Source organism: Sarcina sp. DSM 11001 (genome assembly GCF_900101015.1).
Lineage (GTDB): Bacteria > Bacillota > Clostridia > Lachnospirales > Lachnospiraceae > CAG-791.
This window is the reverse complement of sequence record NZ_FNFZ01000027.1, coordinates 1-24,993: the sequence shown is the minus strand read 5'-3', so window position 1 is coordinate 24,993 and position 24,993 is coordinate 1. Positions and strand designations below refer to the sequence as shown.

Below are 24,993 nucleotides of genomic sequence, written 5' to 3'. Positions count from 1 at the left end.
TGTGAAAAAGTCTTTACCGGACAATGTAAAAAACTGGTTACCGCACATGTAAAAAAGTGCTTACTGCAGGATGTAAAAACTGCTTACCGTAGAGTGAAAAAACTCCTTACCGTGTGGTGGCAAGATCATCTTACCGCCCACAACTGGAAGAGGAATCCGGCTTAAACCCGGTTCAGTGAGGGTTCAAATCCCTCCGGGAGTACGTCATATAGCTATGTCCCTGTAGCAGAATTGGTATATGCAGCGGGCTAAGGCCCCGCGCCGGACTAAGATCCATTGTGTGTTCGAGTCTCACCAGGGACACTTATGCGGGAGTGACGGAACGGAATACGTACTTGTCTCAGTAACATGGTTTTGAGGGTTCGAATCCCTCCTCCCGTACTAAGCCGTGATGCCACAATGGCTACTGGGCTGGTCTTGAAAACCGGTGATCCGTGAAAGCGGACTGGGGGTTCGAATCCCTCTCACGGCGCTTATCAATATCGGCAGATATACAAACCCTGATCTGCCGACTTATATGCCGCAGTCCCTCAACTGGTGGGGGTGCTGTTTGGAACACAGTTGGTCGGGGGAAAACCGGCTTGCAGGTTCGAGTCCTGTCTGCGGCGCTATCATATTTGGAGACGTGTGCTAATTGGCAGGCAGCCTGTCCCGAACACAGGTGATCCGAAAGGGTTTGGGGGTTCAAATCCCCCCGTCTTCGCTTATAAGCCGCTCTGGCAGAATTGGCAAATGCACCTGCCTGCTAAGCAGGGGCCGGTTGATCCGGCATCCGGGGTCGGGACCCGGGAGCGGCGCTCAGTCAGGGAAGTGGCAGGTTTCCCTGGCTTTTTTCTGAAAACATGTAACAAAGCCCTGAAATTATACTACGAGTATAATGACAAGGTTTTTAAACGGTGTTATAGTGAAAGTCAGAAAAAATAGAACCGCAGGTTCGGAAAGGAAAGGCAATGCTGCAGATACATATATTCAGTTCACGCAATACATATCGCCCGAATGATCTTCAGGGAACCATTATGCCCGCAGCTGAAAAAGCTGAATGGCTTAATAAGGTATGCCTTTTCAAGGCCGGATCAAGTGGATATCTGAATCCAGGTGTGTTTGCACATACTCTGGAATGAACAGACTGATCACAGCTTATGTTGCTGATACTTCCGCTTGTCCGAAAAGACAGGCGGTTTTTTATTGCATATTTTCAGGAAAATGGAGAGCCGCATTATGAAAAAGAGTTTTAAAGATCACGGTTATGAAGATCTGTTCCTGCCATCGGAAATAAAGCAGGACAGAAACCGGAAAAATGAAAGTGAATAAGGCGGTGTAACCAGCTCTCCCTGTGCCGGTTATGCTGCCGGACAGGGGGTGCAACATGATAACTGTTCCTTACATCAACGTTGTTGCGACCGGTCAGAACATCGACAGGATGCGGATCGCTGCCGGCTTTTCCGTAAAGGACATGCAGGCGGTGTTTGGCTTCGCAACTCCGCAGGCTATCTACAAGTGGATCCACGGTACATCCTTGCCTACCATCGACAACCTGGTCATATTGGCGGCAATATTGGGTGTGACTATGGACGACATCGTTGTCGTAGACATACCGGCTCGCAGGTGCGGATGACTGGATGATTCTCCGGAATCAAATAGCAAAAACAATAGAAATAACGTGTTATATTGCGTAAAGGCGGGCTGGCATCCGCTGGTCCGCCTGCAATAAAGACCATAATAAAGTCCTATAGTATAAAGGTTAGTACGCCGGACTGTCGCTCCGAAGGTACGGGTTCGATTCCCGTTAGGATTGTCATTGAGAATGTGGTGTAATGGAAACACGCTGCGCCAGGGACGCAGAGACGCGGTTCGATTCCGACATTTTCAACTTTCTAAGTGTTTCCCGTCAGAAGAAGACCATTCGGTTATGCGAAGGGCGGACGGTACAGGTTGTGACCCTCACAGCAAAGAACAATGGTAAAAAAATAGCCTGTCACGCTATCAAAGCGGTTCGAATCCGTAAAAACGCAAGGGTCATGGAGATAATCAGAAGGGTCTGAAACTGAAAACCATGTTGGCAGTTTCAGAGCTTGACAGAAGAAATATATGGGTTCATAGCTCAGCTGGCAGAGCGTCTGGCCGTTAACCGGAAGGCCGCAGGTTCGATCCCTGCTGTTCCCGCTCAAAAAAATCAACGTTTTCAATGGAGCTTCGTCCAACGGCAGGGCAGCTGTCTGATGCGCAGCCTATGTGGGTTCGATTCCCGCAGCTCCGATCTTGCTTCTCTGGCGCAATGGAAGCGCAGCTGTTTCGTAATCAGCAGGCTGTCGGTTCAAATCCGACGGGAAGCTCTCAAATTCTCAAATATGTCCCTGTAGGCTAAAGGAAAGACTGGGTGGCTACGAACCATCTGATGCGCGTTCAAGTCGCGCCGGGGATACTGTGGCTGTGGCAGAACGGCTATGCAGCGGCTTGTGGTGCCGCCTCATGCGGGTTCAAATCCCGTCAGTCACCCTGATGACTCTGGTTCAGGAATATAGATTTCTCTCCTATTCCTGATTCTATATCAATGGTTTTTAATGGAGCTTCGTCCAATGGCAGGGCAGCTGTCTTATACACAGTCGATGTGGGTTCGATTCCCGCAGCTCCGATCTTGCTTCTCTTGCGTAACGGTAGCGCAGCTGATTTGTAATCAGCCGGTTGTTGGTTCGAATCCGACGGGAAGCTTTTATATGCAGGTATCGCGTAATCGGCTAACGCACTGCTTTGCCTGAGCGGGGTTACGGGTTCGAGTCCCGTTACTTGCTTTAAAAAAGGATTATTATCTATATTTCGTCCGTGTGGTGTAATGGACAACACATCTGTCTTCCAAACAGATGATCCGGGTTCAATTCCCGGTACGGGCTCTGCGGGTTGCGTTGGAAAGGTTTCACGATGGCCTCATAAGCCATGTATACGGGTTCGAATCCCGTACCCGCTATTATATGGGGTTGTAGCTCAAATGGAAGAGCATCTGCCTTGCAAGCAGAAGGCTGCAGGTTCGAAACCTGTCGGCTCCATTTCACTCAATAAATTATTGTCTAAGAATAGCAAGGAGAATGGAAAAATGATGTACGCAATGGTCTGCAAACAGTTCAGGAAGGAAGAAGAGCGGTTCTGGTTCTGCCAGGAACGTTGTTTTGTCATGCCTGTGTCAGCAAAGCAGATCATACCCGTAACAGAAGGGATCCGTAAAGATGAGTAGCACAAACCGGATCTAAATATCTGTAATCTGGTACCGCTTTCCTGACCGGGAAGGCGGTTTTTTTATTCGTTTTTTATAGATCTGTGGTGTAAACGGATAGCATGGAGGTCTCCAAAACCTCAGATTTCGGATCATACCCGAACGGATCTGCCATAGCCCTTTGATGTAATGGAAACATATCAGATTCTGACTCTGGAATTGCAGGTTCAAATCCTGTGAGGGCTGTTTAGGGTCACTCGTATAATGGTCATTATAGCGGACTCTTAATCCGTCAGATCAGGGTTCGAATCCCTGGTGGCCCATTTTAAAATATGGCTCCGTCGTCTAAACAGGTTAGGACGCTGCCCTTTCAAGGCAGAAATGTCGGGTTCAAATCCCGTCGGAGCTGCTCATAACGCCCCATCTTACTAAACAGGTTCAGGTGGCCACACTCTCAATGTGGAGATACGGGTTCGAATCCCGTTGGGGTGATCATTGACTGACGGCACTTTCGATTATGAAGTACCTCATTCATAACCGGTGGTAGCTCAATGGGAAGAGCTCTTAATAAACAAATCCTGCTCGGGATTTTAACAGCAACTTTAAAAATTGCTATCCAAAAGCAGAGGTTATTGGTTCGAATCCAATCCACCGGGCTGTGGGACACATACAGCAATTCCAGCCAATGGCACCATGACTTTTAATCATGCGATTTTTCGTGTCCTGTTTTTCAACCGTCGGAGTAATCCGACAAAAAGGACAGTAAGCTGACTCGGTAGTAGCGGCGGACTGAAAATCCGCAGGAGTTCGGGGGGCTCGAACACTGTCCATCTTCGTGCGCAGGATCTGGTGATCAGAGTGGTCTGCAAAACCATCTGGGATGGTTCGAATCCATCTGTGCACTTGCGGCCTGTGTGAAAAACACCAGCTTCGCTGTTGTTGGAGCACACAGGACTTTGGATCCTGCGATATCGGTTCAAGTCCGATGGCCGCTGCGTCTCATTCGTTCAATGGAAAGGACAGGGGATTTCTAATCCCCCGATACAGGTTCGAGCCCTGTATGAGACATCCGGGTATGTAGCAAAACGGCTATGCACCGGGCTTTTAACCCGTGATACGCAGGTTCGACTCCTGTCATACCCATCTTTCTTTATTCCCACCATAACGGTGGGATTTTTTGTTTTGACCAAATCTCTCATGTTTCCACTACGCTCTTTCCGGCATTTCTCCTACTGCCTTTTCAGCAACAGTTTATCTCCTTCTCTTCACGACAATCTTCTCAAATTAATAAAGAACATGAAAATGATTCGTTTTCTTTTTCCTTCACCTGCAAAAAGTTTGGGATAGACGAAGGGGGAATGACAGTTCATCCCTCTCGTCATCCTTGACAATTGCATAGGCTGCTTCCTGGGTGGATACCGATGACAGCTGAAGAAATAAAGCACAGCTGTTAACGAGAAAACGTTGCGGAAAAAACGGGACAGGAACGGGCTCAGGAGGGCAGTCGGAAAATTAAAAACCATATATGGAAAAGCTGTTTAACAGCAGATTCCATGCGGCGGAGCCGTTTCTTTTCGGAGAAGGTTCCGTCGTATTCATGTGCTGTTAAAGGCTTGGCCGGAGAACGAAAACAGCGAGAAGTTCAGGATTTTTCCTGAAACAAAACAGGAACTGTTAATTGTGTTGGAAAAGAAGGAGGAACGAGAAATGGGGCATTTTATTGTCGGGGTCCTTACAGGGATCCTTATCTGCGGGGTGGTGATGCTGGTGAGGTGCGCCGCATGGTACGAACACAAGCATCCGGAGGATGACTACTGGCATCGGAGGGTTTTGCCATACGCTCATGAAAAACAGAATGCATTGCTGAAGGCGGCGAAGGACATGGCATGCAGTGATATTTCGGAGGAGGTTTTCAATGGGAAGGAAGGCTGATATTGTAAGGCTTCCGCAGTCTGAGATAGAAGGAAGAGAATATGCCTCCGATAAGCCATTTGACTGCAGGTACTGTTATTACTGGGATGTACGCAAAAGCGAATGTGTCCGTGATAAATGCTGGTATCTACTGCCATTCCCAAAGAAGACTGCAGAGAAATTCGATGACGATGGAAAGCTGATCCTCGACTGCAGGATCTGTCCGTATAGCAGGGTCAGTCCCTGTATCGGCTACTGTATTGCCAGGCTGTACAGAGAGATGAAAGAAGGAAAATCAATAGTAAGAGAAGGGGCGGAAGAGCCGCATTGACAGATAAGAAGGAGGAATCTTCCTATGACTACCACAGCACTGGAAAGAGCGGTCCATGTGGATTTCTCGGGAGATGCACCGATGATATCTGCAAGGGAGCTTCATGACGCGCTGGAGATCCAGACGGTTTTCCGTCAGTGGTTTCCCAGAATGCTGAAGTATGGATTTCAAGAGGGAAGCGATTATGTGAAAGTCTTACAGAAAAGCGAAGGATCCCGCACCGGCCAGACAGAAATAGACTACCTGGTCAGTGTGGATATGGCCAAGCATATCTGCATGATCCAGCGTTCACAAAAAGGGATGCAGTATCGGCAGTATTTTCTCGAGATCGAAAGAGCCTGGAATAGTCCTGAGAAAGTCATGGCAAGGGCTCTGCAGATCGCAAAAAAGCAGATAGAGGAACTGCAGACCAGATGTTTCTGCCTGTCTGTAGAAAACCGGAGGCAGGAAGGCTTGATCAGGGAGATAAAGCCAAAAGCAGAATACGCGGATAAAGTCCTTCAGTCCAAATCTTTGCTGCTGACGACACAGATCGCTAAGGATTATGGGATGAGTGCCGTAAAGTTCAACCGCCTTCTTTATGATCTGGGAATACAATACCGGGTCGGAGGTCAGTGGGTGCTTTATGCGAAATATCAGAACCAGGGATATACAGCGAGCACGACTGTTACTTTCCCGAAGTCGGACGGGACTTTTGATTCAAAACAGCAGACGGAATGGACGCAAAAAGGCCGGAGGTTTCTGTATCTGATATTGAAAGACCATGGCTATATCCCGTCTGTGGAACGGCAGCTGTTGGAAATGACAAGTGAAAGGAGGTGAAGGTGGCATGCAGGAAGAAGTTGATGAGAAAACGGTAGCGTTAGCCATTAACGGCGGTAAGATCTCCGGCCGGATCCTTAAGGCGGCACTGGAAAAAATGGTGCGCGGTATTGAGGAAAAGCGCAGGCTGACAGGATCGGAAATAGAAGCACGGAAGAAGGAAAAAGCAGCCAGTAAGGCTGCGCAGAAGGAGGTGAAAAAGGCAAATAAGCCGGGCAGGCGCACATTGAAGTCAATGATGGAATCCGGGAGTGAGCTGTCAAACATAGAGATTACGGATAATAACATCCGCTCTTTTGAAAAAGTAGCCCGTAAATACCGCATCCAGTACAGCCTGAAAAAGGATAAGTCAAAGGAGCCGCCCCAGTATCTGGTGTTTTTCCGTGCAAAGGATGAAGCAGTGATGACTGCGGCATTTAAAGAGTACACGGGCATGGCATTGCCTGCGACAAGGAAGGCTTCTATCCGAAAACGTCTGCAGAAAGCGATCGCGCGTTCGGCAAAGCATCGCGAGAGGGAAAAGACCCGGCAGAAAGAACGCGAACCATCGAGGTAAAAAAGCGAGGGAGGTGAGACTATCACACTGAATGAACAGACAAAATCAGGAAAACCACAGGAAGTCCGGAGGACCGGTAAAGAGGGAGGGTTTCCGGAGAAGGATTGGAAATTTGAATAAAAAGCCGGCTGGAAGAAAAAAGAAGGAAAACGTGTTGGCGAAGTATTCAGGAAAGGTTTTGGCAGACATAATCGGCAGGCTCCAGATGATGGATATGAAGAAAACCATGACCGGAGCTATTCCCTATCTCATAGTTTTTTACCTGATAGAGAAAGAGGCGTGGCTTTACCGTCACTGTACTGGAAATACCATGATCCAGAAAATGATGAATCTGGTCATGTACTTCGGGCTTGCATTCCGGAACCCTGTTCCCAGTCCTTTCTGGTGGGATGTAGTTGTGGGCATCATCGGTGCGGTATCATTTTGGGCCTTTATCCGCTACCGCCGGAAGAATGCCAAGAAATACCGACAGGGAGTTGAATACGGATCAGCCAGATGGGGAACTGCAAAGGACATTGCACCCTATATTGATCCTGTATTTGACAACAACATCATCCTCACCATGACGGAATTTCTGACCATGAACAGCCGGCCGAAGAACTGGCGGTTTGCAAGAAATAAGAACGTGATAGTGATCGGCGGATCCGGTTCCGGTAAAACGAGGAACTTTATCAAACCAAATCTGATGCAGTTATCCGATAAGACATCCTACGTTGTTACTGATCCCAACAGTTAGCACGAAATTATACTAATGGTGAGAGCAATTCTCTTGAATAGGCTCTCGCTGTTTTACATTTTCGAAGAAAGGAGGCAGTAAGCCGTGGGCAGAGAGAAAATCACAGCCCTATATGAGCGTCTTTCCCGTGACGATGAGCTTCAGGGCGAGTCGAACAGTATCCTGAACCAGAAGAAATATCTGGAAGACTACGCTCGTTCCAAGGGTCTGAGGAATATCCGGCATTTCACCGACGATGGTTATTCAGGCACTAACTTCAACAGACCGGGCTTTGCTGCCCTTCTGGAAGAAGTCAAGGCCGGTAATGTGGCCGTCATCTGCGTGAAGGATATGAGCCGCTTCGGAAGGAACTACCTTCAGGTCGGCTACTATACAGAGATCCTCTTTCCGGATAAAGGTGTCCGTTTCATAGCGGTCAATAATAACATCGACAGCAATAACCCGATGGACAATGAATTCACTCCGTTCCTGAACATCATGAACGAGTGGTACGCGAAGGACACCAGTAAGAAGATAAAGGCCGTATTCCGGAACCGTATGGAACAGGGTCTCCGGTGCAGTGGGTCCGTTCCTTATGGCTATATGCTTAAACCTGATGATAAGCAGACGTTGTATGTTGATCCGGAAGCTGCCGAGGTAGTCAAAAGAATCTTCGCTATGGCAGCCGTCGGCACTCCGCTCCGAACCATAGCCGAGACGCTTCAGGCTGATAAGGTCCTGATCCCTTCCGCATATCTGGAAAAGAAGGGAATGGCATCCAGACACCATGACTACCATGATCCTTATCTCTGGACGAACGCCTCTGTCGGTTATATCTTGGACCGTCAGGAATACTTGGGTCACACGGTTCTCGGAAAGACAATCAGCGAGAACTTCAAAACGAAGAAACGCCGCAAAGCCCGTCCTGACGAACTGCTGTTTTTCCCTGATACGCATGAGGCGATAGTCGATCAGGCGACTTGGGATCTGGCGAATAAGCACCGCAAACGCAAGCCGAGAAATCTTCATTCAAACGGAAAGCTCACACACCGGCTTTCAGGGCTAGTCTTCTGCGCTGACTGCGGGGCCAGAATGTCTTACGCCGCACCGGAATCGGCCCACAGTGACAAGGATTATGATTCCTTCAGCAACTTCCAGTGCAGCAATTACCGCAGTCGTTATAATGACTGCACTACGCATTTCATAAAGGCATCCGCGCTTGAAGAGATTATCCTGAAAGCGGTCCAGACCGTCGCTGAACATGTACTGTCAGACGAAGCGGCCTTCCTTGAAGAACTGCGTGTCCAATGGGATTCCAAACAGGACCAGGTATCCGATGAAGAGAAGAAGGAACTGGCTGCGGCCAGAAAACGGTTCCGAGAACTGGACAATCTGATCCAGAGCCTTTATGAAAGCAAAGTCAGGGGAAGCATACCGGACCGTCAGGCAGAGCGGCTGATCACCCAATACGATGAGGAACAGGCAAAGCTTGAGGCCCGTATTGCCGAGCTGAAGCAGCCGGAGGCGCCTTCCAGTCCGAAGAAAGCGGATATCGCGCGGTTCATGGAGCTGATCCGTAAGTACCGCAATATCACAGAACTGACCGATATCATGCTCTATGAGTTTATCGAGAAGGTTGAGGTCCATGAGCATACCGGGGGCCGGACGAAGTACCGCAGACAGCAAGTGGATGTGTACTTCAATTTCATCGGCCATTATCTCCCTCCGGGGACGGTTCAGACAGAGGAAGAATTCCGGGCCGAGGTCGATGCCAGGGAACGCGAACTAAAACATCAGCAATCGATCCGCAGTGAAGAAAACCGGAAGAAACGATATGCGGAGCTTAAAGAGCGCGCTAAGACCGACCCGGAAGCTGCCGCTGAGTATGAAGCTGTCCTTGAGAAACAGCGCAAGCAGAATCATAAGGATCAGGCAAAAAAGAAGGCCATACGGGAATCTGATCCTGAATATATCGCCGCAAAAGAAGCAAAGGCTCATACCGCTATGCTGAAGCGGATCACGATCGCAGAGCTGGCAGTGCTTGCCGAGAGCGATCCGGAAGCTGCCAAGATCTTAGAGAAAAGGCGTGCCTACGCTGCCGCGAAGAACCGTATCAATGCCGAAAGACGTAAACAGAAAGCAGCTCAAGACCCGGCATTTGCCGCCCATATCAAGGAGAAACAGCAGGAATATGCCGAGAACAAAAGACAGCGGAATAAGAGGCTAAAGGAAGCTGCCGCGACCGATCCTGAGGCGGCTGCCAAACTGGCCAAACAGTCAGAGAGGGATCGGGAGAAGCAGAAACGATGTGATCAGAGACAGGCTGAACGGGCCAAAGCTGATCCTGAGTTTGCAGCTGAACTGGAAGCCAGAAAGAAGGAACACAGCAGAAGGCACACGGACAAACGGAAGGCCTATCTGGCTGATCTGAAGAAGCGTGCCGAAACGGATCCTGCCGCCGCCAAAGAGCTGGCCGCTATTCGTGCGTATCATGCAGAGGCTACTAAAAAAAGCCGGAATAAGCTCTATGAAAGCGCTAAGACGGACCCGGAGGCGGCTGCCAAGCTGACACAGAGAAAAGAACATCGGAATGAACATCAGAGGCTGGCCCGTGCTGACCTTATATCTCTGGCCGAAACGGATCCGGAGGCTGCCGGGAAGCTGGCTGCCCTGAGAGCAAAGGAACTTGAAACCTCACAGCGGTATATTTCCAATCTCAAAGAAGCGGCAAAGACGGATCCCGAAGCGGCGGCAAAACTGGAAGCTCACCGTGAATACAACAGGCAGTATCTCAAAGAGTATCACGAAAAGAAACGAATTGCGGAGAAGGAGGCACAGAATGTTTCTGCTTAAACTGATTGGAAAGATCATTCTCATACCGATCATGCTTGCGCTGACGCTGATCCAGTGGGTCGGAATCTTCCTGAACAGTATATCCGGGGTGATCTTGGGAATCCTGGCATTCATCTTCGCCCTGACCGGGATAGCCAGTCTGGCCTTCGGACTGGCCTCCGGATCTGAAGCATTGAAGATGATGGTCGTCGCGTTCCTGTTCTTCATCATCCCGGTTACAGGAGAATGGATCGTGATAAAGATAGTTGCGGCAAAAGCTGAGTTGCAAAGTTTCATTAAGTCGTAATCTGGTACTATTTCATCTCAACATCAATGAATATAAAACTTCTATACCGCTTGAAAACGGCAAGATTTGATTGAAAATCAGGAGCAGTTATAGTATAATACCGATTGGGTATTTTGCCTTTTTCGTATAGGAGTGATTGAACATGACTATCAGTTACAATAAGCTGTGGAAGCTACTAATTGACAAAAATATGAGCAAGACACAGTTGGTTAAAAAAGCCAAAATCAGCACTAATGCAATGGCAAAACTCGGGAAGAATGAGGGTGTACGAGTTGAAGTGCTGGTCAAGATTTGTGGCGTTTTAGGATGTACAATCGACGATATCATGGAGATATTTCCTTGATGATATTGAAATTCATAGAATGGAGAGATGACAATGAAACCGATGTTAACAATCTCACTGCTCAAAGAAGAAGCGCGTTTGTTTTGTGAGCAAACATCAAGAGAAAACCACAGAAGCCTTATCGGTGTGACTGATGGAAAGGCTGTGGGGACTTATGTAGAGCATAAATTCCAAAACTATCTTGCAAACAAATACACTCTCGCTATCGGGAGTAGTGCAAAAGGAATTGATTTGCCGAGTGACGATATTCAAACGGATATTAAAGTCACTTCGATAACCCAGCCTCAATCGAGCTGCCCTTTTAAAAATGCCAGACAGAAGATTTTCGGCTTAGGATATAATCTTCTGGTATTTGTTTATGAAAAAAGGGATACAGCGGATTCCTGTACTCTTCATTTTACTCACTGTACATTTATCGATAAAAGCAGAACCGCTGATTTTACGATTACCAGAAGGCTTCGTGAAATGATTGATGACGGAGCTAATAAGGAAGATATAATCGGTTTCTTGGAAGATAAGAATGTTCCGGGTGATGAAATAGTTTATAACGATTTAGCTGATGAGATACTCAGCCACAAACCGACACAGGGGTATCTCACGATCAGTAATGCCTTACAATGGAGATTACAGTACGCACGTGTTATTGGCCTGCATAATACTGTAAACGGAGTCACAAACTATGAGTGGTAAAAGAGAATTTGGCGACTATCAAACACCTGAAGAATTTGCTGAAAGTGTTTGTGCGTATGTCAAAAACAGAAAAGGTGTAAACCCTGAAATTGTGGTCGAACCGACGTGCGGAATAGGGAGTTTTATCAAAGGCTCTTTAATGTTTCCTGCGTCTTCTATCGTTGGCATAGAGCTTAATCCTGAATACTGCGATATTTGCAAAACAACGATCTTCGATCCCAGAGTCACGATTATCAATACAGATTTCTTTGGCTTTGATTTAAGAAACTTAGTTCGTGATTATCAGCGCGTTTTAGTTATTGGGAATCCGCCGTGGGTAACAAACAGTACTTTGTCCGCACTGGACTCTCATAATCTTCCACAGAAGGTGAATTTCAAAGGCCTTAAAGGTATGGATGCGATTACCGGGGCCAGCAATTTTGACATTTGCGAATATATGATTCTTCAGATCATTAGTTCGCTGAGAGGGTCTAATGCAGTAATTGCTATGCTTTGTAAAACCTCAGTTGCGAGGAATGTGTTCCTCGAACTAAAAAGAGAAAACATACCATTCTCGGAATGCGAGATGCTTGAGTTTGATTCTGCAAAGGTTTTCGGCATTAGTGCAAGTGCCTGTGTTTTATATATTCATTTATCTGAGGAACATGAATCTTGTGACAGTTACAAGGTTTACGATTTTGAGAGTGGGATTGAAAAAGCATCCGTTCGATATGCGAATGGAAAGTTGCAGAGCAATCTTGATAATATCCCGGACTATAATGGCGCTTGCGAATTTGAGTGGCGGCAAGGAGTAAAGCATGACTGTTCAAAGGTCATGGAATTAGATAAGGATGGCGACGATCTGAGAAATGGTTTTAAGCAAAGAGTTGACATAGAAGATGCCATCGTTTTTCCGCTAATTAAAAGTAGTATGTTTAAGTGTCCAGTGATAAAGGACTTTAAGAAATTTGTATTAGTGACACAACACAAGGTTAGGGAAGACACTTCCTATCTTTCAAAAAGCGCTCCTAAAACATGGGCTTACTTGCAGGAGAACGCAGAACTATTTCGGAATAGGAAAAGCTCAATATACCGAGGGGCTCCGGAATTTTCCATGTTTGGAATCGGAGACTATTCTTATTCTCGATATAAAGTAGGTGTTAGTGGGTTTTATAAAACACCGTTGTTTTCTGTCTTATACTCAGAGGATGAAAAGCCTGTGATGACTGATGACACCAGCTATTTCATCTGCTTTGATTCGTACGAAAACGCCTATGTTGCAATGCTGATTCTTAACTCTGATAAAGTTCAAGCCTTTCTAAAAAGCATTGCGTTTTTAGACGCAAAAAGGCCTTATACGAAGAAGGTATTAGAGAGATTATCTATTGCGAAAGCAATAAAAGACATTGATATTTGTGATCTTGAAGAAACAGAGGCAGGGTTGGGATTAGAGCCCTTTATAACAGATGAGCATTATCGTAGATTTAAGAAGTTAGATCAATTATGCTTAAGGCAATTAAACTTACCCGTCGTTGAATAGATCCACTTGAGTAATACATAGGATCGGCCGCGCGACGATCCTGTGAAAACCGAATATGGTAAAGACCAAGGCGCGCCCTGGTCGAGCCAGATGAGGAAGCCGTTGAGCTTCGCTCCACCGCTCATTTGCGGATGGCAGCGAAACACTCAGCGGCTATTTTTGTGGGACCGTCCGGCGAACGGTTCCGCAAAAGCCGGAAGGACTGGAACGAGCTGTCGGGCAAACGGCGAGGATCAGTTCTGCCGGAGCAAGGGGTCAAGGGGAAACGCAGTTCCCTTTGGCAGAGTTAAGAGGCGGCAGTCTCTTATCTGGGTGCTGGGGCGAAGCGTCCGGCGCAGGTCGAGGGCAAGGCCCCGCCCAGTTAAGTGTTGGGAACCGACACTTAGTACTGGGTATTACCTGCCGAAAAAGACTCTTGATTTCCGGGTTTCGTGAGGCAGGGGTCACACATGATTTTCAAAAATGAGAAAGGAGCAGATGCCTATGAAAATGACAAGGCACAATGGCCGATCTGGCAAGCATGGGACTTACAATCCAAAACACAATGACCGCCGCTTCGATATCGGGAACAGTGACCACATTGATCAGGAGCGTGCGAAGCAAAACGTCTATTGGGACTGCTATCAGGGATTCCGATTTCCGTCGGATCAGGCAGACGAAGAACAGATCACTTACTCCTTCGAGCAAATCGAGCGCGCTTACTATTTCGAGCATTACGGTGATTACTGCGAGGGCCAGCATGAACGGAACAGACAGTCCGGGCATTCCGGCAGAGACAGGACGCCGGACGATCTTTGGAAAGATAAAAAGACCTGTCCGGAAGAATCCGTGATCCAGATCGGCACGATGGAGCAATCCGTCCCGCCGGAGGTTTTGGCAGAGATCGCGGCAGAGTTCTTTGAGGAATTTCAACAACGGTTCGGAGAACACATCCACATCTTAGACTGGTCACTGCACTTAGACGAGTCCACGCCGCACATCCATGAGCGGCACGTCTTCGATTGTGAAAACCGTTATGGCGAGATCGCGCCGCAACAGGAAAAAGCTCTGGAAGCTCTGGGGTTCGATCTTCCGAATCCGGACCAGAAACCCGGCAAGCTGAACAACAGAAAGATGACTTTCGATGCCGCCTGCCGCGCCATGCTTTTTGCGATCTGTGAGAAGCACGGTCTGCATCTGGATCATGAGCCGGAATACGGAGGCCGTAAGTATTTGGAGAAACAGGACTACATCCTGATGAAGCAAAAAGAAAAGATGGTGGCTCAGGACCGGGCGATAGAATCCAAAGAGGCCGAACTGACAGCCATCACGGTCCGCATCGAGGACACGGAGACTTTCGTGGATGAAGTCGCGGATACAGCCTATGAGAAAGCGGTCAAAGCTGTGACCCAGACGGTTCAGGAAGAAGTCAGAAATGAGGATTTCGAGATCATAGCTGCGCAGAGAAAAGAGGTCCTCAGTGATAGCCGTCTGAACGAAAACGGCAGGCAGTTCGCCGGGAAGATCTTCACAAATCTGATGGACCGGTTCAAGGGGATGACCAAGCACATCTCCGACAGGCTGGCGGCGATCTTCCGTTCTCCCGAAAAGAAGGATGAGATCCAACAGCCGATCAAGAGATCCATCAGGGAGCTGCTTGCCAGAAATAAAACCGAGGCCGATACCGCGAATGCCGCAAGACGTGCGGAACAGGATCCGGCCCGGAAGAAGAAACAACAGAACAGAGATAGATGATAAGCGTCTGTTTTCACTCAGATTTACCGATGAAGACAGGCGCTTTTCATGCCCGGAACAGAAAGAAGGTGATGCTTTTGGGGATCTACTCCCAGATAAAAGAACAGGTCAGCACCCGCGAAGTCGCGGAGCATTACGGTTACAAGGTCAGCCGGAGGGGCATGATGTGCTGTCCGTTTCATGAAGACAAGACGCCGAGCATGAAGGTCGATAAGAACTATGTATGTTTCGGCTGTCAGGAGAAAGGCGACGTAATCCGGTTCGCCTCAAAGCTGTTCGGTCTGCCGCCCTACGATGCCGCCGGGAAGCTCATCGAAGATATGGGCCTCACAGTGATTGCAGAAAACAGGCCGGAAGTTCAGCCTGGCATTCGCCGGAAAGCCAAACGTGAACGGACGGAGAAACAGCGGTTTGAGCAGGCAGTTGACCGGATCTACAACGTCTTCTGCGATTATCTGCATCTGCTGAACCATTGGGCCGAGGAATACGCGCCGCGCTCCCCGACAGAGGACTTCCATCCCCTGTTCGTCGAGGCGATGCACAAAAGAGACTATGTCGACTACCTTCTGGACCTTCTGCTTTACGGTTCAAGGGAAGACAAGGCATTCGTCGTGATCGACAAGGGAAAGGAGGTGGACGATCTTGAAAGACGAATCAGAGACTTTAAGTCCGGCGACGGAGAACGCGCTCCGGGCGGCGACAGCGGCCTTACAGCCGGATATGACGACGGAGGACGTGAGGGATCTTCTGGAAACGACGGAGAAAGGTCAGGTGAAAAACTGCATCACAAACGCCGAAACGATCCTGTCCTATGACCCTCTGCTTCACGGTGCGATCCGCTACAACGAGCTGACGCAAAGGGTCGATATCGTGAAGGATCTCGGATGGGAGCGCCGGAGCGGTTCCGGGTTCACTGACAACGATCTGGACAACATCCATCTGTACTGCGAACGGACCTACGGAATCACTTCCAAGAATCTGATCGAAGAAGCAATCAACATCGTGTCCAACCGGAACGCGTTCCATCCGGTCCGTGACTTCCTGAACAGTCTGGAATGGGATCAGACACCGAGAGTCCGCTATGCTCTCCGGCACTTCCTCGGGGCCGACGAGAGCGAGTACACCTATGAGATACTGAAGTTCTTTATGCTGGGAGCCATCTCAAGGGTGTTTAGGCCGGGAATTAAGTTCGACTATATCATCTGTGTGGTCGGGGATCAGGGAGCCGGGAAATCGACGTTTTTCAGGCTTCTGGCAGTCGATGATGACTGGTTCACAGATGACCTGAAGGATCTGGAAAGCGGCAAGGTCTATGAGAAGCTTCAAGGCCACTGGATCATCGAGCTGTCCGAGATGCTTGCGACGAACAACGCTAAGAGCAACGAGGCCATCAAGAGCTTTCTGAGCCGTCAGAAGGAGACTTACCGCACTCCCTATGAGCGATATCCGAAGGACAGGCCGAGGCAGTGCGTGTTTGCCGGGACGACAAATAAGGTGTCTTTCCTTCCGGGTGACAGGACCGGGAACCGCCGGTTCCTGCCGATCTCCTGTCAGGAAAGCGAGGCCGAGGTATTCATTCTGGACGATGAGAACGCATCCAGAGAGTATATCCGGCAGATGTGGGCCGAGGTCATGGAGATCTGGCGCTCAGGCAAGACCAGGCTGAAGCTCTCCCCGGAGATCGAAGCCGAGGTCCGGCAGCGTCAGAGGCAGTTCATGCAGGAAGATGTGGACTCCGGCCTGATTCTTGCTTTCATGCAGGACTTCACCGGGGATAAGGTCTGCTCCAAACAGCTTTTCCGCGAGGCACTTCATAACGAGTTCGCCCAGCCGCAGAGATGGCAGACGAACGAGATCAACGACATCATGAACCAGCTCATCCGCGAGGGTTCCCTTCCGGGATGGCGCTACTTCGACAAGCCGCGCCGCTTCACCGGGACGGATTACGGTTCACAGAAAGGATGGGAAAGGGCGTCTACGGATGATGGCTTTGTAGATCTGCCCGATGACATGGATATCCCCTTCCCCGATCCTGACACTCCGTAGACACTTTCGTAGACGGTTCGTAGACAGGAAAAAAGCAGTACCGGGAGGCCGGAAAGCCTTGTATTTCCTTGAACAGTTGCTTCAATGTCAACGAAAAACGTCAACGAGGGTAAATAAAGTAAATCCGGTGAAGAAGGGTTCGTCGGAAACTGTAAAAGTGTTAGAGGGTTCGTAGACAGTTTCGTAGACGGCCCGCAATCAATCAAAAACGAAAGGACAAATGCACTATGAAGAACGAGAACAGATTTAGTTTCGACGACGCACTGCTTACCGCGCTGTTCGGCACCCCGAACCGCCAGAACACCATTGACAGGCTTGGGGTCGTCTGCACCGCTTTCCCCGATGAAGAATTCAGGACGAGAGCCGTCATCCTGCGCGAGAGGATCCGGAAGATGGACGACTTCAGCTGGACCGCACTTTGCAAGCTCTCCAAGTGGGAGATCAGCCAGCTGTTTGATTCCGAGCGTTTCCTCTATGACTCTGAGGACGAACTGGATGAGGATGATGATCTCGATGATGAGGATCCCGACGATGGATGCAGCGAATAAGCCCGAGGTTATGAGTGAGGCTCCGGCTGCTGAACCGGAATTCTCCGGTTTTACCATGCGGTCCGGCAACACGACGTTCATTGTCGGTCTCCATTTCAGCGAGACTTCCAAAGAAACTTTGGAGGATAAGGTCAAGCGCCTTGTGAAGAAGGAAGCGGATCCTGAAACCGATTGACCCGGTTTGAACAGCAAAATGGGGCGGATCTCCGCCCCTTACATGGTTTTCATGGCTTCTGCAACCCGAAAAACCAAATTTTACTGCGTTCTACGTGCTGTTGAACCTTGACAAAAGGCACTATCATCATTGAGTGCGGAAAGATGCTTGTGAGGCACGGCTATACGATCAAAGTCCTCAACACGATTAATTTTGCCAAGTCGATGCATTACAACCCTTTCCACTACATCCGATCAGAAAAAGACATTCTGAAACTGGTGAACACGATCATAGCCAATACCAAGGGAGAGGGGGAAAAATCCTCCGAGGACTTCTGGGTCAAGGCAGAGCGCCTGCTCTATTGTGCCCTGATCGGATTTATTTACTATGAGGCTCCAGAAGAAGAGCAGAACTTTTCTACCCTGCTGGAATTTCTGAATGCTTCCGAAGCCAGGGAGGATGATGAGGAATTCAAAAATGCGGTGGACCTGATGTTTGAGGAGCTGGAGGCAGAAGATCCGGAACACTTCGCTGTCCGCCAGTATAAAAAATACAAAATGGCTGCCGGTGTTGTATGCTGATGGAGACTTTTTAGTACCCTTATCGAAGGGGGTATTAAGAAGTCTCCATCAGTTATTATACAACAAAATCAATTTTTTTACTCATCGGTGGTTCCCTTCAGCCGTTTTTTTCTGGGGTTAGTGAGAGGAAGAGATTTTTTTGAAAAATTTCTATCGAACTACTTTCCTTCGGCCCGATTTGTTTGGGGTTAGTGAGGGAAGTAATTTCTCTCACGAACCTTGACAGGAGAATACCCTGCTATTCGGAGGGATACCGGCGGCGAGTATGCATTCTGCGTGCAGCCGGATGGAAATACGTTGCGGAAGACCCGGGACAGGAACGGATCCGGATGGGCAGGCAATCAATATATGACAACAGCAGATACATGTGGCCGAGCGTTGCGGCGCAAGGGCGATCAAAAATGTTCGGCCATATTCATGTGTTGTTGGCGCCAACACAAAGGAAAGGAGGAATGACGGATGACGCAGAAAAGAAACATGACTGCACTGTACGAACGCCTGAGCCGTGACGACGAGCTTCAGGGCGAATCGAACAGTATATCCAACCAGAAGAAGATGCTGATGGAATACGCGGTATCTCATAACTTCCCCGGCCCTGTTCATTTTACTGATGACGGTATCTCCGGAACGCGATTTGATCGTCCTGGCTTTCTGGCCATGATGGAGGAGGTGAAGAAAGGAAATATCGGAGCGATCCTGATTAAGGACATGAGCCGTCTGGGACGAGATTATCTGAAAGTGGGACAGTGTATGGAGTTCCTGCGACAACAGGATGTTCGCCTGATTGCCATTAACGACAACGTGGATACGTTTGTCGGCGATGATGATTTCACGCCCTTTCGCAATATCATGAACGAGTGGTATGCCCGGGATACCAGCAAAAAGATCAAATCTGTATTTAAGGCAAAGGGGATGTCCGGGAAACACGTAGCGAGCAGCTGTCCGTATGGATATCTGAAAGATGAGAAGGACGGAAACCATTGGATCATCGATGATGAAGCAGCAGAGGTTGTACGCCGGATCTTCAGACTCACGGTTGAGGGGCATGGTCCTTATCAGATCGCGCGGATTCTGGAAGAGGCCCGGATTGAGATCCCCTCTGTTCATATGGCGCGGTACAACCAGGGCGTTAATCGGAATAAGCCGGTGAAGAATCCTTATTGCTGGAGTTCCTCCACGATTGTGCAGATCCTGCAGAAGCGGGAGTATCTGGGGCACACGGTCAACTTCAAAACGGCGAAACATTTCAAGGACAAGAAGAGCCATTATGTATCCGAAGATAACTGGCTGGTCTTTGAAAATACACAGGAAGCGATCATTGACCAGGATACCTTTGATACCGTCCAAAAAGTTCGCGGAACAGTCCGACGTTATCCGGATGGCTGGGGTGAACTGCATCCGTTAACCGGATTGATGTACTGTGCGGACTGTGGAGCAAAAATGTATGTGCACCGCACGTATAACGGTACCCGGAAAGCGCAATATACCTGTTCCGCATATGGAAAAGTCCCTGTTGGAACGCGCTGCCCTTCGCAGCATCGCGTTAGTGAAGAAAGCGTTATGCAGCTGCTTCGTGAGCTCCTGAGGGAGATTGCATCACAGGCAGATCTCGACAGGGAAGCCTTCGCGCAGGCGATCCGGGAAGCACAGGAACAGCAGGAAGCATCTGACATCACCAGGCAGCGAGGGAAACTGGAGGCAGACCGCAGACGGGATCAGGAGCTGGAAACACTTCTCTGCAGGATCTATGAAGATAATGTGCTGGGAAAGCTGCCGGAGAGCCGGTATCAGATCCTGAGTGCCCAGTATGAAAAAGAAAAACACGCATTGGGCAGAGAAATCGCGGACCTGGAGCAGGCGATTGCCAGATATAACGAAAAAGCAAAATCGACAGACCGTTTTATCAAGCTGATCGAGAAGTATGAGAACTTTGATGAACTGACCATTCCGATGCTAAATGAGCTTGTGGAGAAAGTTCTGGTTCATGAGCGGACCCGGAAAGGCAGTTGTCAGTCCGCGCAGGAGATTGAGATCTATTTCAATTTTGTCGGGAGGTATTTGCCGCCTTCACTGATGGCAGAGCCAACGGAGGAGGAACTGGAGGAGATGCGGAAACAGGAGGCAATAAAAGACAAACGGCATCGTGCTTATCTCCGGCGGAAGGAAAGCGGATGGCAGGCAAAGTATGAAGCGAAGAAAAAAGAAAAACGAAAACAGCAGATGGACAAAAAGAAGGAAATGATTCGGCAGGAGGATGTGGAGTCCGGAGTTTTTCTCCCGGTATCCATGACAAAGGGGGATGGACCCAGAGTAGCAGAAGCCGGATAACCTGATGATGATAAGCATAGCTCTCGACCGTAAAAAGTCGGGAGCTTTCTTTTGCCCGGACAACAGAAAGGGGGTGATACCGTGGCAAAGAAAAAAACACTCGAAGAACTGCAGGCAGTGCAGGAAAAAGCAGAGCGTGAACTGAAGATTGCAAACCAGAATCTGCGGATCCTGAAAAGCGATGAAAAGAAGCTAACCCGCAAAGAGCGCACTCATCGTCTTTGCAACCATGGCGGATTGTTGGAAAAGTATCTTCCGCCGGACAGGTTCACAGATGAACAGATGGAAGAAATCTTAACAACTCTCTTCCGATGGAATGATGTGATTGTCCTCATCAATGACGTTGCAAAACGTTCAAAATTTTCCGAGGAACCGTACACAGGATAGGTCCCTCCGGTAGGAGGGCGCTGGACATCCAGGGATGTCCGCTTAGCGCCGACCGTAACAGAGTGTAGACCCTGGTCGGAAGGGCGGACTCCAGCTTGGCATCAGATAGGATGCCAGGCTTCCGTCTCAGGGGACGCTACACTTCCCCTGCGCTGTCTTAGCCAGCTACCCTTTTGTGTACTTGCGGCAGACCCCGATTCTGGAAATCGGCTCCAGCCTGCAAGTCTGAAAATCACATACTACTATGGCCGACCGTTTTGCACATGCAGGCGGTCTTTTCTTTTTCCCAAAAAAGGGAGAAAGTCCGGAAAGGAGTTGATCCAATATGCCATGTCCGCACTATGACATTACAATCGTTAAGCATGGCAAAGCAAGTGCTGTCGCAAAAGCTGCTTATCAATCCGGCGAACGATTGTATAGTGAGCGTGAACATCGAACGAAGAAGTACAAGAAGGAAGAAGGCGAGGTTGTTTATACGGAGATCATGCTTCCACCACATGCTCCGCCGGAATACGCCGACCGCAACATTCTCTGGAATGCGGTTGAGGCCGTGGAGCCGAACTGGAACTCCCAGCTTGCGAGACGATTTATCATCACGCTGCCGATGGAGCTTTCTCTGGAAGACAATATCGCCCTGATTCAGGAATACTGCCGGAAAGAGTTTTTGGAAAAAGGCATGATTGTTGATCTCTGTGTTCACGATCCCGCCCCGCCGGGCCACAATCCCCATGCCCACATCCTGCTGACCATGAGGCCGATTGATGAGCATGGACATTGGATGCCGAAGGCAAGGAAGGAATATATCCTCGATGAGAACGGCGAGAGGATCCGCACGGCGAAGGGAAACTGGAAAACCCGAAAAGTGAGAACTACCGATTGGGACGATAGAGGAAACGCGGAGATGTGGCGGCATGATTGGGAAGTCATTCAGAACAGATATCTGGAAATGGCGAACCGACCGGAGCGTGTCAGTTTGAAATCCTATGAGCGTCAGGGAATCGAGCAGATCCCGACTGTACACATGGGGCCTGCTGTGGCAGCGATGGAACGAAAGGGAGTTCAGACCGATATCGGAAACCTGAACCGTGATATCCGGAAAACCAACAAGCTGATAGCATCGATCAGGAGGACGATCACCGGATTGATGAACTGGCTGTCAGAAATCAAAACCGCGATTGCGGAGATCGAAGCCGCGTCAAAGGAAGTCTATCTGGTTGATCTGCTGATCGAGCGTTTTGATGAAAGACGTACTGAGCGCAGCGAGTGGACAAGCAGCAAGGGAAAGCTGAATGCCACCGTGAAGGACCTGCAGCGTTTTTCTGATATCACTTCTTATCTGAGAGTTCACAAGGTACTGACGGTCGCGGATCTGGAATCTTACATGGCCGAGATCCAGTCTGCAGCTCTTCCTCTGAAAGAAAGGATCAAAAAGGCGGAAGCCAGAGTTGCCCAGATCGGGAAGATCAATGAATACGCGGAGCAGTACAAACGGACGGACGCGGTTCATGCGCAGTATCTGAAGATCCACTGGAAGGGCAGACAGCAAAAGTTCGCGCAGGCACACAAGAAGGAACTGGACGAATGGAAAGAAGCCAACCGGTATCTCCGGAAGAATCTGCCGGATTTCGTCTATCGTCCCAAAGCACTGGCCGCCGAAGAAGAAGCACTGACCACAGAACTGGATTCCCTGAAAGAGCAGCTTGCGCCGCTTGATGAAGAGATACGGATGATGAAGGATGTCCGTTATTTTGTGAAGGACTTGCTGCCGGAACTGGTGCCGGAGGAAAAACCGATTACACCGGAGCGCAAGGCTGAAAAGAAATCTGTGCTGGACAATCTTCACAGAAAACAGGAAATTCTGCGTCAGGAAAGAAGTGATCTGCCGCGCGGCACACAAAAGAAAAAACATGACATTGACCTGTAAGCGTCTGCATTTATCCGGGATCTCCGATAGAAGCAGGCGCTTATTTCATTTCAAGGCGTACCAGAAATGAGACGCCTTACGGAAAGGAGGATTTCGCGAATGTTTTATTCACAGGATCAGATCGACCGCGCGAATGCAGTCAATCTGGAGGACTTTTTACGAAGCCGGGGCGAGGCGCTTGTACGCAGCGGAAAGGAATACCGTTGGAAAGCGCATGACTCTCTGACGGTCAGAGGAAACAAGTGGTTTCGTCACAGCAACAGCACAGGCGGCTATCCGGTTGACTTTGTGATGGAGTTTTGGGGAAAGAGCTTCCCGGAGGCCGTGGAGCTTTTGATCGGCGAGAAGGGCGAAGGCCAGCATGAGGCTGTTCCCGCCCCCGCGCCGGAGTTCCATTTGCCGATACGGAATGTGACGAATGTGAACGCGAAGAAGTATCTGGTTGAGGCAAGAGGACTGGATGAGCGGCTGGTCGATCTCTTCCTGAACGCCGGAGACATCTATGAGGAAACAAAGCATCACAACGTTGTTTTTGTCGGAAGGGATCTGAAGAATCTGCCGCGCTATGCACACTGTCGGGGAACAGTTGACAGGTTCCGTCTGGACGCTGCCGGATCTGACAAGTCTTATGGATTTGGCTATCAGGGAACAGGCGATCAGCTCTGCGTGTTTGAAGCGCCTATTGACCTTCTCTCTTTCATCAACCTGTTTCCGAAGGACTGGAAAACGCGAAGCTATCTCTCCCTTGGCGGAGTGGCCTATAAGGCATTGGAACGATATCTGGCAGAGCATCCAGGTATCAGCCGCGTCTATCTCTGCCTTGACAGCGATCAGGCCGGGGAAGAAGCCTGCGTGAGAATAGCAAAAGCCCTGCCGGATGGGCTGACCATCACCCGCATGAAGCCGAAGTTGAAGGACTGGAATGAAGTGCTGGTTCATAAGAATGAGATCCCCGCCGGGAACCGCTATGAAGTAATGGACATGACAAAGTACTGCACGACCGCAGATTTGGTGGAAATGATCCGCATGAGCGATGTGATCCAGACCGAAGTATCTTTCCTTTGGAAGCCCTATATCCCATTTGGCAAGCTGACGATCCTTCAGGGAAACCCGGGCGAGGGAAAGACATATCTGGCCATGCAGCTTTGCGCGGCCTGCACAAACAAAGTGCAGCTGCCGGGCATGGAAGTTCTGGAGCCGTTCAACGTGATCTATCAGACCGCCGAGGACGGGCTGGGCGATACGGTTAAGCCGCGGCTGATCGAGGCCGGAGCGGATCTCGACAGGGTGCTGGTGATCGCGGAGAACGAAGCGAATCCGCTGACACTTTCGGATGATCGTATCGAAAGAGCGATCCGCCAGAATCATGCGAAGCTCTTAATCATTGATCCGATCCAGGCATTTCTTGGATCGAAGGTCGATATGAACAGGGCGAACGAAGTCAGGCCCATCTTCCGGAAACTGGGAGACATCGCCCAGAGGACCGGATGCGCCATCCTGCTGATCGGACATCTGAACAAAGCGGTTGGAGTCCAGAGCACCTATCGCGGTCTCGGCTCTATCGACTTCACGGCTAGTGTCCGCAGCCTGCTTTTTATCTGCAGGGGGAAGGACGATCCGAGTCTCCGCGTGCTGACCCATGAGAAGAGTAGCCTCGCGCCGCCGGGAGCTTCTCTCGCCTTCATCCTCGGTGATGATGAGGGCTTTCGCTGGCTGGGCGAATACGAAATGAGCGCAGACGAGATGCTGTCCGGTGCCAACGTGGTCAAACGAGCGTCAAATTAGGGAAATTTCACACTGAAGCCTGAAAATGGGTACAAAGAACCAGACGTATCTGCGATTTTTCTTTAAAAATCGCCAATACATCTCTTTTGAAAGCGTAATCAACCGGAGTGATTACCAGTTTCCAGGTACAGCAGGAGAAGAGCCGGTGCACCTTTGAGGCTATGCATGCAAATTCAGCAGACGAGTGTGCCAAAAATAAGTGGTGTGCCAAAAATCAATGATTTTTGGCACAATGGATTGGTAATTAAATCCACTTGCTGAAAGGGGTCTCCGGG

Annotated in this window: 20 protein-coding genes, 27 tRNA genes and 2 pseudogenes; all 49 read left to right on the top strand. The window is 49.4% G+C overall.

Features of this window, described 5'->3' with window-relative positions; translation table 11 throughout:
• The first annotated feature begins 216 nt into the window (after window positions 1-216).
• A tRNA-Leu gene (locus BLT02_RS17270) sits at window positions 217-303 on the top strand.
• A gap of 5 nt (window positions 304-308) precedes the next feature.
• A tRNA-Leu gene (locus tag BLT02_RS13400) sits at window positions 309-381 on the top strand.
• 4 nt (window positions 382-385) lie between these two features.
• Window positions 386-472 (top strand) — tRNA-Ser (locus BLT02_RS13395).
• A gap of 47 nt (window positions 473-519) precedes the next feature.
• A tRNA-Ser gene (locus BLT02_RS13390) sits at window positions 520-608 on the top strand.
• 11 nt (window positions 609-619) lie between these two features.
• Window positions 620-703: transfer RNA gene (locus BLT02_RS17265), tRNA-Ser, on the top strand.
• A gap of 7 nt (window positions 704-710) precedes the next feature.
• Window positions 711-797: transfer RNA gene (locus BLT02_RS13385), tRNA-Ser, on the top strand.
• Between the two features lie 569 nt (window positions 798-1,366).
• Complete coding sequence (locus BLT02_RS13380; RefSeq protein ID WP_092996488.1) at window positions 1,367-1,615, top strand: helix-turn-helix domain-containing protein; 249 nt, start codon at window positions 1,367-1,369, stop codon at window positions 1,613-1,615.
• Window positions 1,616-1,723: 108 nt separating this feature from the next.
• Window positions 1,724-1,795: transfer RNA gene (locus BLT02_RS13375), tRNA-Asp, on the top strand.
• 5 nt (window positions 1,796-1,800) lie between these two features.
• Window positions 1,801-1,869 (top strand) — tRNA-Pro (locus tag BLT02_RS17260).
• A gap of 221 nt (window positions 1,870-2,090) precedes the next feature.
• Window positions 2,091-2,163 (top strand) — tRNA-Asn (locus BLT02_RS13365).
• Window positions 2,164-2,186: 23 nt separating this feature from the next.
• A tRNA-Ile gene (locus tag BLT02_RS13360) sits at window positions 2,187-2,257 on the top strand.
• Between the two features lie 4 nt (window positions 2,258-2,261).
• Window positions 2,262-2,333 (top strand) — tRNA-Thr (locus tag BLT02_RS13355).
• A gap of 17 nt (window positions 2,334-2,350) precedes the next feature.
• Window positions 2,351-2,422 (top strand) — tRNA-Arg (locus tag BLT02_RS17255).
• Between the two features lie 2 nt (window positions 2,423-2,424).
• A tRNA-His gene (locus tag BLT02_RS13350) sits at window positions 2,425-2,496 on the top strand.
• Window positions 2,497-2,562: 66 nt separating this feature from the next.
• Window positions 2,563-2,633, top strand: a tRNA-Ile gene (locus BLT02_RS13345).
• Between the two features lie 4 nt (window positions 2,634-2,637).
• Window positions 2,638-2,709 (top strand) — tRNA-Thr (locus tag BLT02_RS13340).
• A 7-nt stretch (window positions 2,710-2,716) separates the two neighbouring features.
• A tRNA-Gly gene (locus BLT02_RS13335) sits at window positions 2,717-2,789 on the top strand.
• Window positions 2,790-2,816: 27 nt separating this feature from the next.
• Window positions 2,817-2,888: transfer RNA gene (locus BLT02_RS13330), tRNA-Gly, on the top strand.
• 2 nt (window positions 2,889-2,890) lie between these two features.
• A tRNA-OTHER gene (locus tag BLT02_RS13325) sits at window positions 2,891-2,962 on the top strand.
• A gap of 6 nt (window positions 2,963-2,968) precedes the next feature.
• Window positions 2,969-3,041 (top strand) — tRNA-Ala (locus BLT02_RS13320).
• Between the two features lie 47 nt (window positions 3,042-3,088).
• Window positions 3,089-3,226, top strand: coding sequence for a hypothetical protein (locus BLT02_RS17250; RefSeq protein ID WP_175453841.1), 138 nt, complete (start codon window positions 3,089-3,091; stop codon window positions 3,224-3,226).
• 154 nt (window positions 3,227-3,380) lie between these two features.
• Window positions 3,381-3,451, top strand: a tRNA-Gln gene (locus tag BLT02_RS13315).
• A 4-nt stretch (window positions 3,452-3,455) separates the two neighbouring features.
• Window positions 3,456-3,528 (top strand) — tRNA-Lys (locus tag BLT02_RS13310).
• A gap of 11 nt (window positions 3,529-3,539) precedes the next feature.
• Window positions 3,540-3,614 (top strand) — tRNA-Glu (locus BLT02_RS13305).
• Window positions 3,615-3,621: 7 nt separating this feature from the next.
• Window positions 3,622-3,697: transfer RNA gene (locus tag BLT02_RS13300), tRNA-Glu, on the top strand.
• Between the two features lie 45 nt (window positions 3,698-3,742).
• Window positions 3,743-3,861, top strand: a tRNA-OTHER gene (locus BLT02_RS17245).
• Between the two features lie 101 nt (window positions 3,862-3,962).
• Window positions 3,963-4,035 (top strand) — tRNA-Phe (locus BLT02_RS17240).
• Between the two features lie 166 nt (window positions 4,036-4,201).
• Window positions 4,202-4,273: transfer RNA gene (locus tag BLT02_RS13295), tRNA-Arg, on the top strand.
• A 3-nt stretch (window positions 4,274-4,276) separates the two neighbouring features.
• Window positions 4,277-4,348: transfer RNA gene (locus BLT02_RS13290), tRNA-Lys, on the top strand.
• Window positions 4,349-4,912: 564 nt separating this feature from the next.
• On the top strand, window positions 4,913-5,137 hold the full coding sequence (locus tag BLT02_RS13285) for a hypothetical protein (RefSeq protein ID WP_139187623.1): 225 nt from the start codon (window positions 4,913-4,915) through the stop codon (window positions 5,135-5,137).
• Window positions 5,121-5,447, top strand: a complete 327-nt coding sequence (locus tag BLT02_RS13280) for a hypothetical protein (RefSeq protein ID WP_092996478.1) — start codon at window positions 5,121-5,123, stop codon at window positions 5,445-5,447. The genes BLT02_RS13285 and BLT02_RS13280 overlap by 17 nt, the downstream gene beginning before the upstream one ends.
• A gap of 24 nt (window positions 5,448-5,471) precedes the next feature.
• Window positions 5,472-6,269 (top strand): phage antirepressor KilAC domain-containing protein, encoded by a 798-nt coding sequence (locus tag BLT02_RS13275; RefSeq protein WP_092996475.1) that lies wholly within the window; start codon window positions 5,472-5,474, stop codon window positions 6,267-6,269.
• 7 nt (window positions 6,270-6,276) lie between these two features.
• Window positions 6,277-6,825, top strand: coding sequence for a PcfB family protein (locus BLT02_RS13270; protein ID WP_092996472.1), 549 nt, complete (start codon window positions 6,277-6,279; stop codon window positions 6,823-6,825).
• 178 nt (window positions 6,826-7,003) lie between these two features.
• The gene (locus tag BLT02_RS17570) at window positions 7,004-7,561 is read left to right on the top strand and encodes a type IV secretory system conjugative DNA transfer family protein (protein ID WP_207649413.1); all 558 of its coding nucleotides are present in this window, start codon (window positions 7,004-7,006) and stop codon (window positions 7,559-7,561) included.
• Window positions 7,562-7,645: 84 nt separating this feature from the next.
• On the top strand, window positions 7,646-10,393 hold the full coding sequence (locus tag BLT02_RS13260; protein WP_092996469.1) for a recombinase family protein: 2,748 nt from the start codon (window positions 7,646-7,648) through the stop codon (window positions 10,391-10,393).
• Window positions 10,380-10,679, top strand: a complete 300-nt coding sequence (locus tag BLT02_RS13255; RefSeq protein ID WP_092996466.1) for a hypothetical protein — start codon at window positions 10,380-10,382, stop codon at window positions 10,677-10,679. Before BLT02_RS13260 ends, BLT02_RS13255 begins: the two co-directional genes overlap by 14 nt.
• Window positions 10,680-10,821: 142 nt before the next feature.
• Window positions 10,822-11,022: a helix-turn-helix domain-containing protein gene (locus tag BLT02_RS13250; RefSeq protein ID WP_092996463.1), complete on the top strand. Its 201-nt coding sequence runs from the start codon at window positions 10,822-10,824 to the stop codon at window positions 11,020-11,022.
• Between the two features lie 33 nt (window positions 11,023-11,055).
• The gene (locus BLT02_RS13245; protein ID WP_092996460.1) at window positions 11,056-11,712 is read left to right on the top strand and encodes a type II restriction-modification system restriction endonuclease; all 657 of its coding nucleotides are present in this window, start codon (window positions 11,056-11,058) and stop codon (window positions 11,710-11,712) included.
• Window positions 11,702-13,231: a methyltransferase gene (locus tag BLT02_RS13240; RefSeq protein ID WP_092996457.1), complete on the top strand. Its 1,530-nt coding sequence runs from the start codon at window positions 11,702-11,704 to the stop codon at window positions 13,229-13,231. The genes BLT02_RS13245 and BLT02_RS13240 overlap by 11 nt, the downstream gene beginning before the upstream one ends.
• Window positions 13,232-13,714: 483 nt before the next feature.
• The gene (locus BLT02_RS13235) at window positions 13,715-14,965 is read left to right on the top strand and encodes a plasmid recombination protein (RefSeq protein WP_092996453.1); all 1,251 of its coding nucleotides are present in this window, start codon (window positions 13,715-13,717) and stop codon (window positions 14,963-14,965) included.
• Window positions 14,966-15,042: 77 nt separating this feature from the next.
• On the top strand, window positions 15,043-15,780 hold the full coding sequence (locus BLT02_RS13230) for a CHC2 zinc finger domain-containing protein (protein ID WP_242869815.1): 738 nt from the start codon (window positions 15,043-15,045) through the stop codon (window positions 15,778-15,780).
• Window positions 15,686-17,011 (top strand): virulence-associated E family protein, encoded by a 1,326-nt coding sequence (locus BLT02_RS13225; RefSeq protein WP_092996450.1) that lies wholly within the window; start codon window positions 15,686-15,688, stop codon window positions 17,009-17,011. The genes BLT02_RS13230 and BLT02_RS13225 overlap by 95 nt, the downstream gene beginning before the upstream one ends.
• Before the next feature lie 227 nt (window positions 17,012-17,238).
• Complete coding sequence (locus BLT02_RS13220) at window positions 17,239-17,559, top strand: hypothetical protein (RefSeq protein WP_092996447.1); 321 nt, start codon at window positions 17,239-17,241, stop codon at window positions 17,557-17,559.
• A complete protein-coding gene (locus BLT02_RS13215) occupies window positions 17,543-17,734 on the top strand; it encodes a transposon-encoded TnpW family protein (protein ID WP_242869814.1) in 192 nt (63 codons plus the stop codon). Before BLT02_RS13220 ends, BLT02_RS13215 begins: the two co-directional genes overlap by 17 nt.
• A 113-nt stretch (window positions 17,735-17,847) precedes the next feature.
• Window positions 17,848-18,282 (top strand): annotated as a pseudogene (locus BLT02_RS13210) (type IV secretory system conjugative DNA transfer family protein); the annotation flags it as partial.
• 471 nt (window positions 18,283-18,753) lie between these two features.
• The gene (locus BLT02_RS13205; protein WP_092996441.1) at window positions 18,754-20,622 is read left to right on the top strand and encodes a recombinase family protein; all 1,869 of its coding nucleotides are present in this window, start codon (window positions 18,754-18,756) and stop codon (window positions 20,620-20,622) included.
• Window positions 20,623-20,703: 81 nt separating this feature from the next.
• Entirely contained in the window at window positions 20,704-21,009 is a 306-nt protein-coding gene (locus BLT02_RS13200; RefSeq protein WP_175453840.1) for a DUF3847 domain-containing protein, read from the top strand.
• Window positions 21,010-21,334: 325 nt separating this feature from the next.
• Window positions 21,335-22,933, top strand: coding sequence for a MobQ family relaxase (gene mobQ, locus BLT02_RS13195; protein ID WP_092996435.1), 1,599 nt, complete (start codon window positions 21,335-21,337; stop codon window positions 22,931-22,933).
• A 99-nt stretch (window positions 22,934-23,032) separates the two neighbouring features.
• Window positions 23,033-24,694, top strand: a pseudogene (locus tag BLT02_RS13190) (AAA family ATPase); the annotation flags it as partial.
• Window positions 24,695-24,993: the final 299 nt, after the last annotated feature.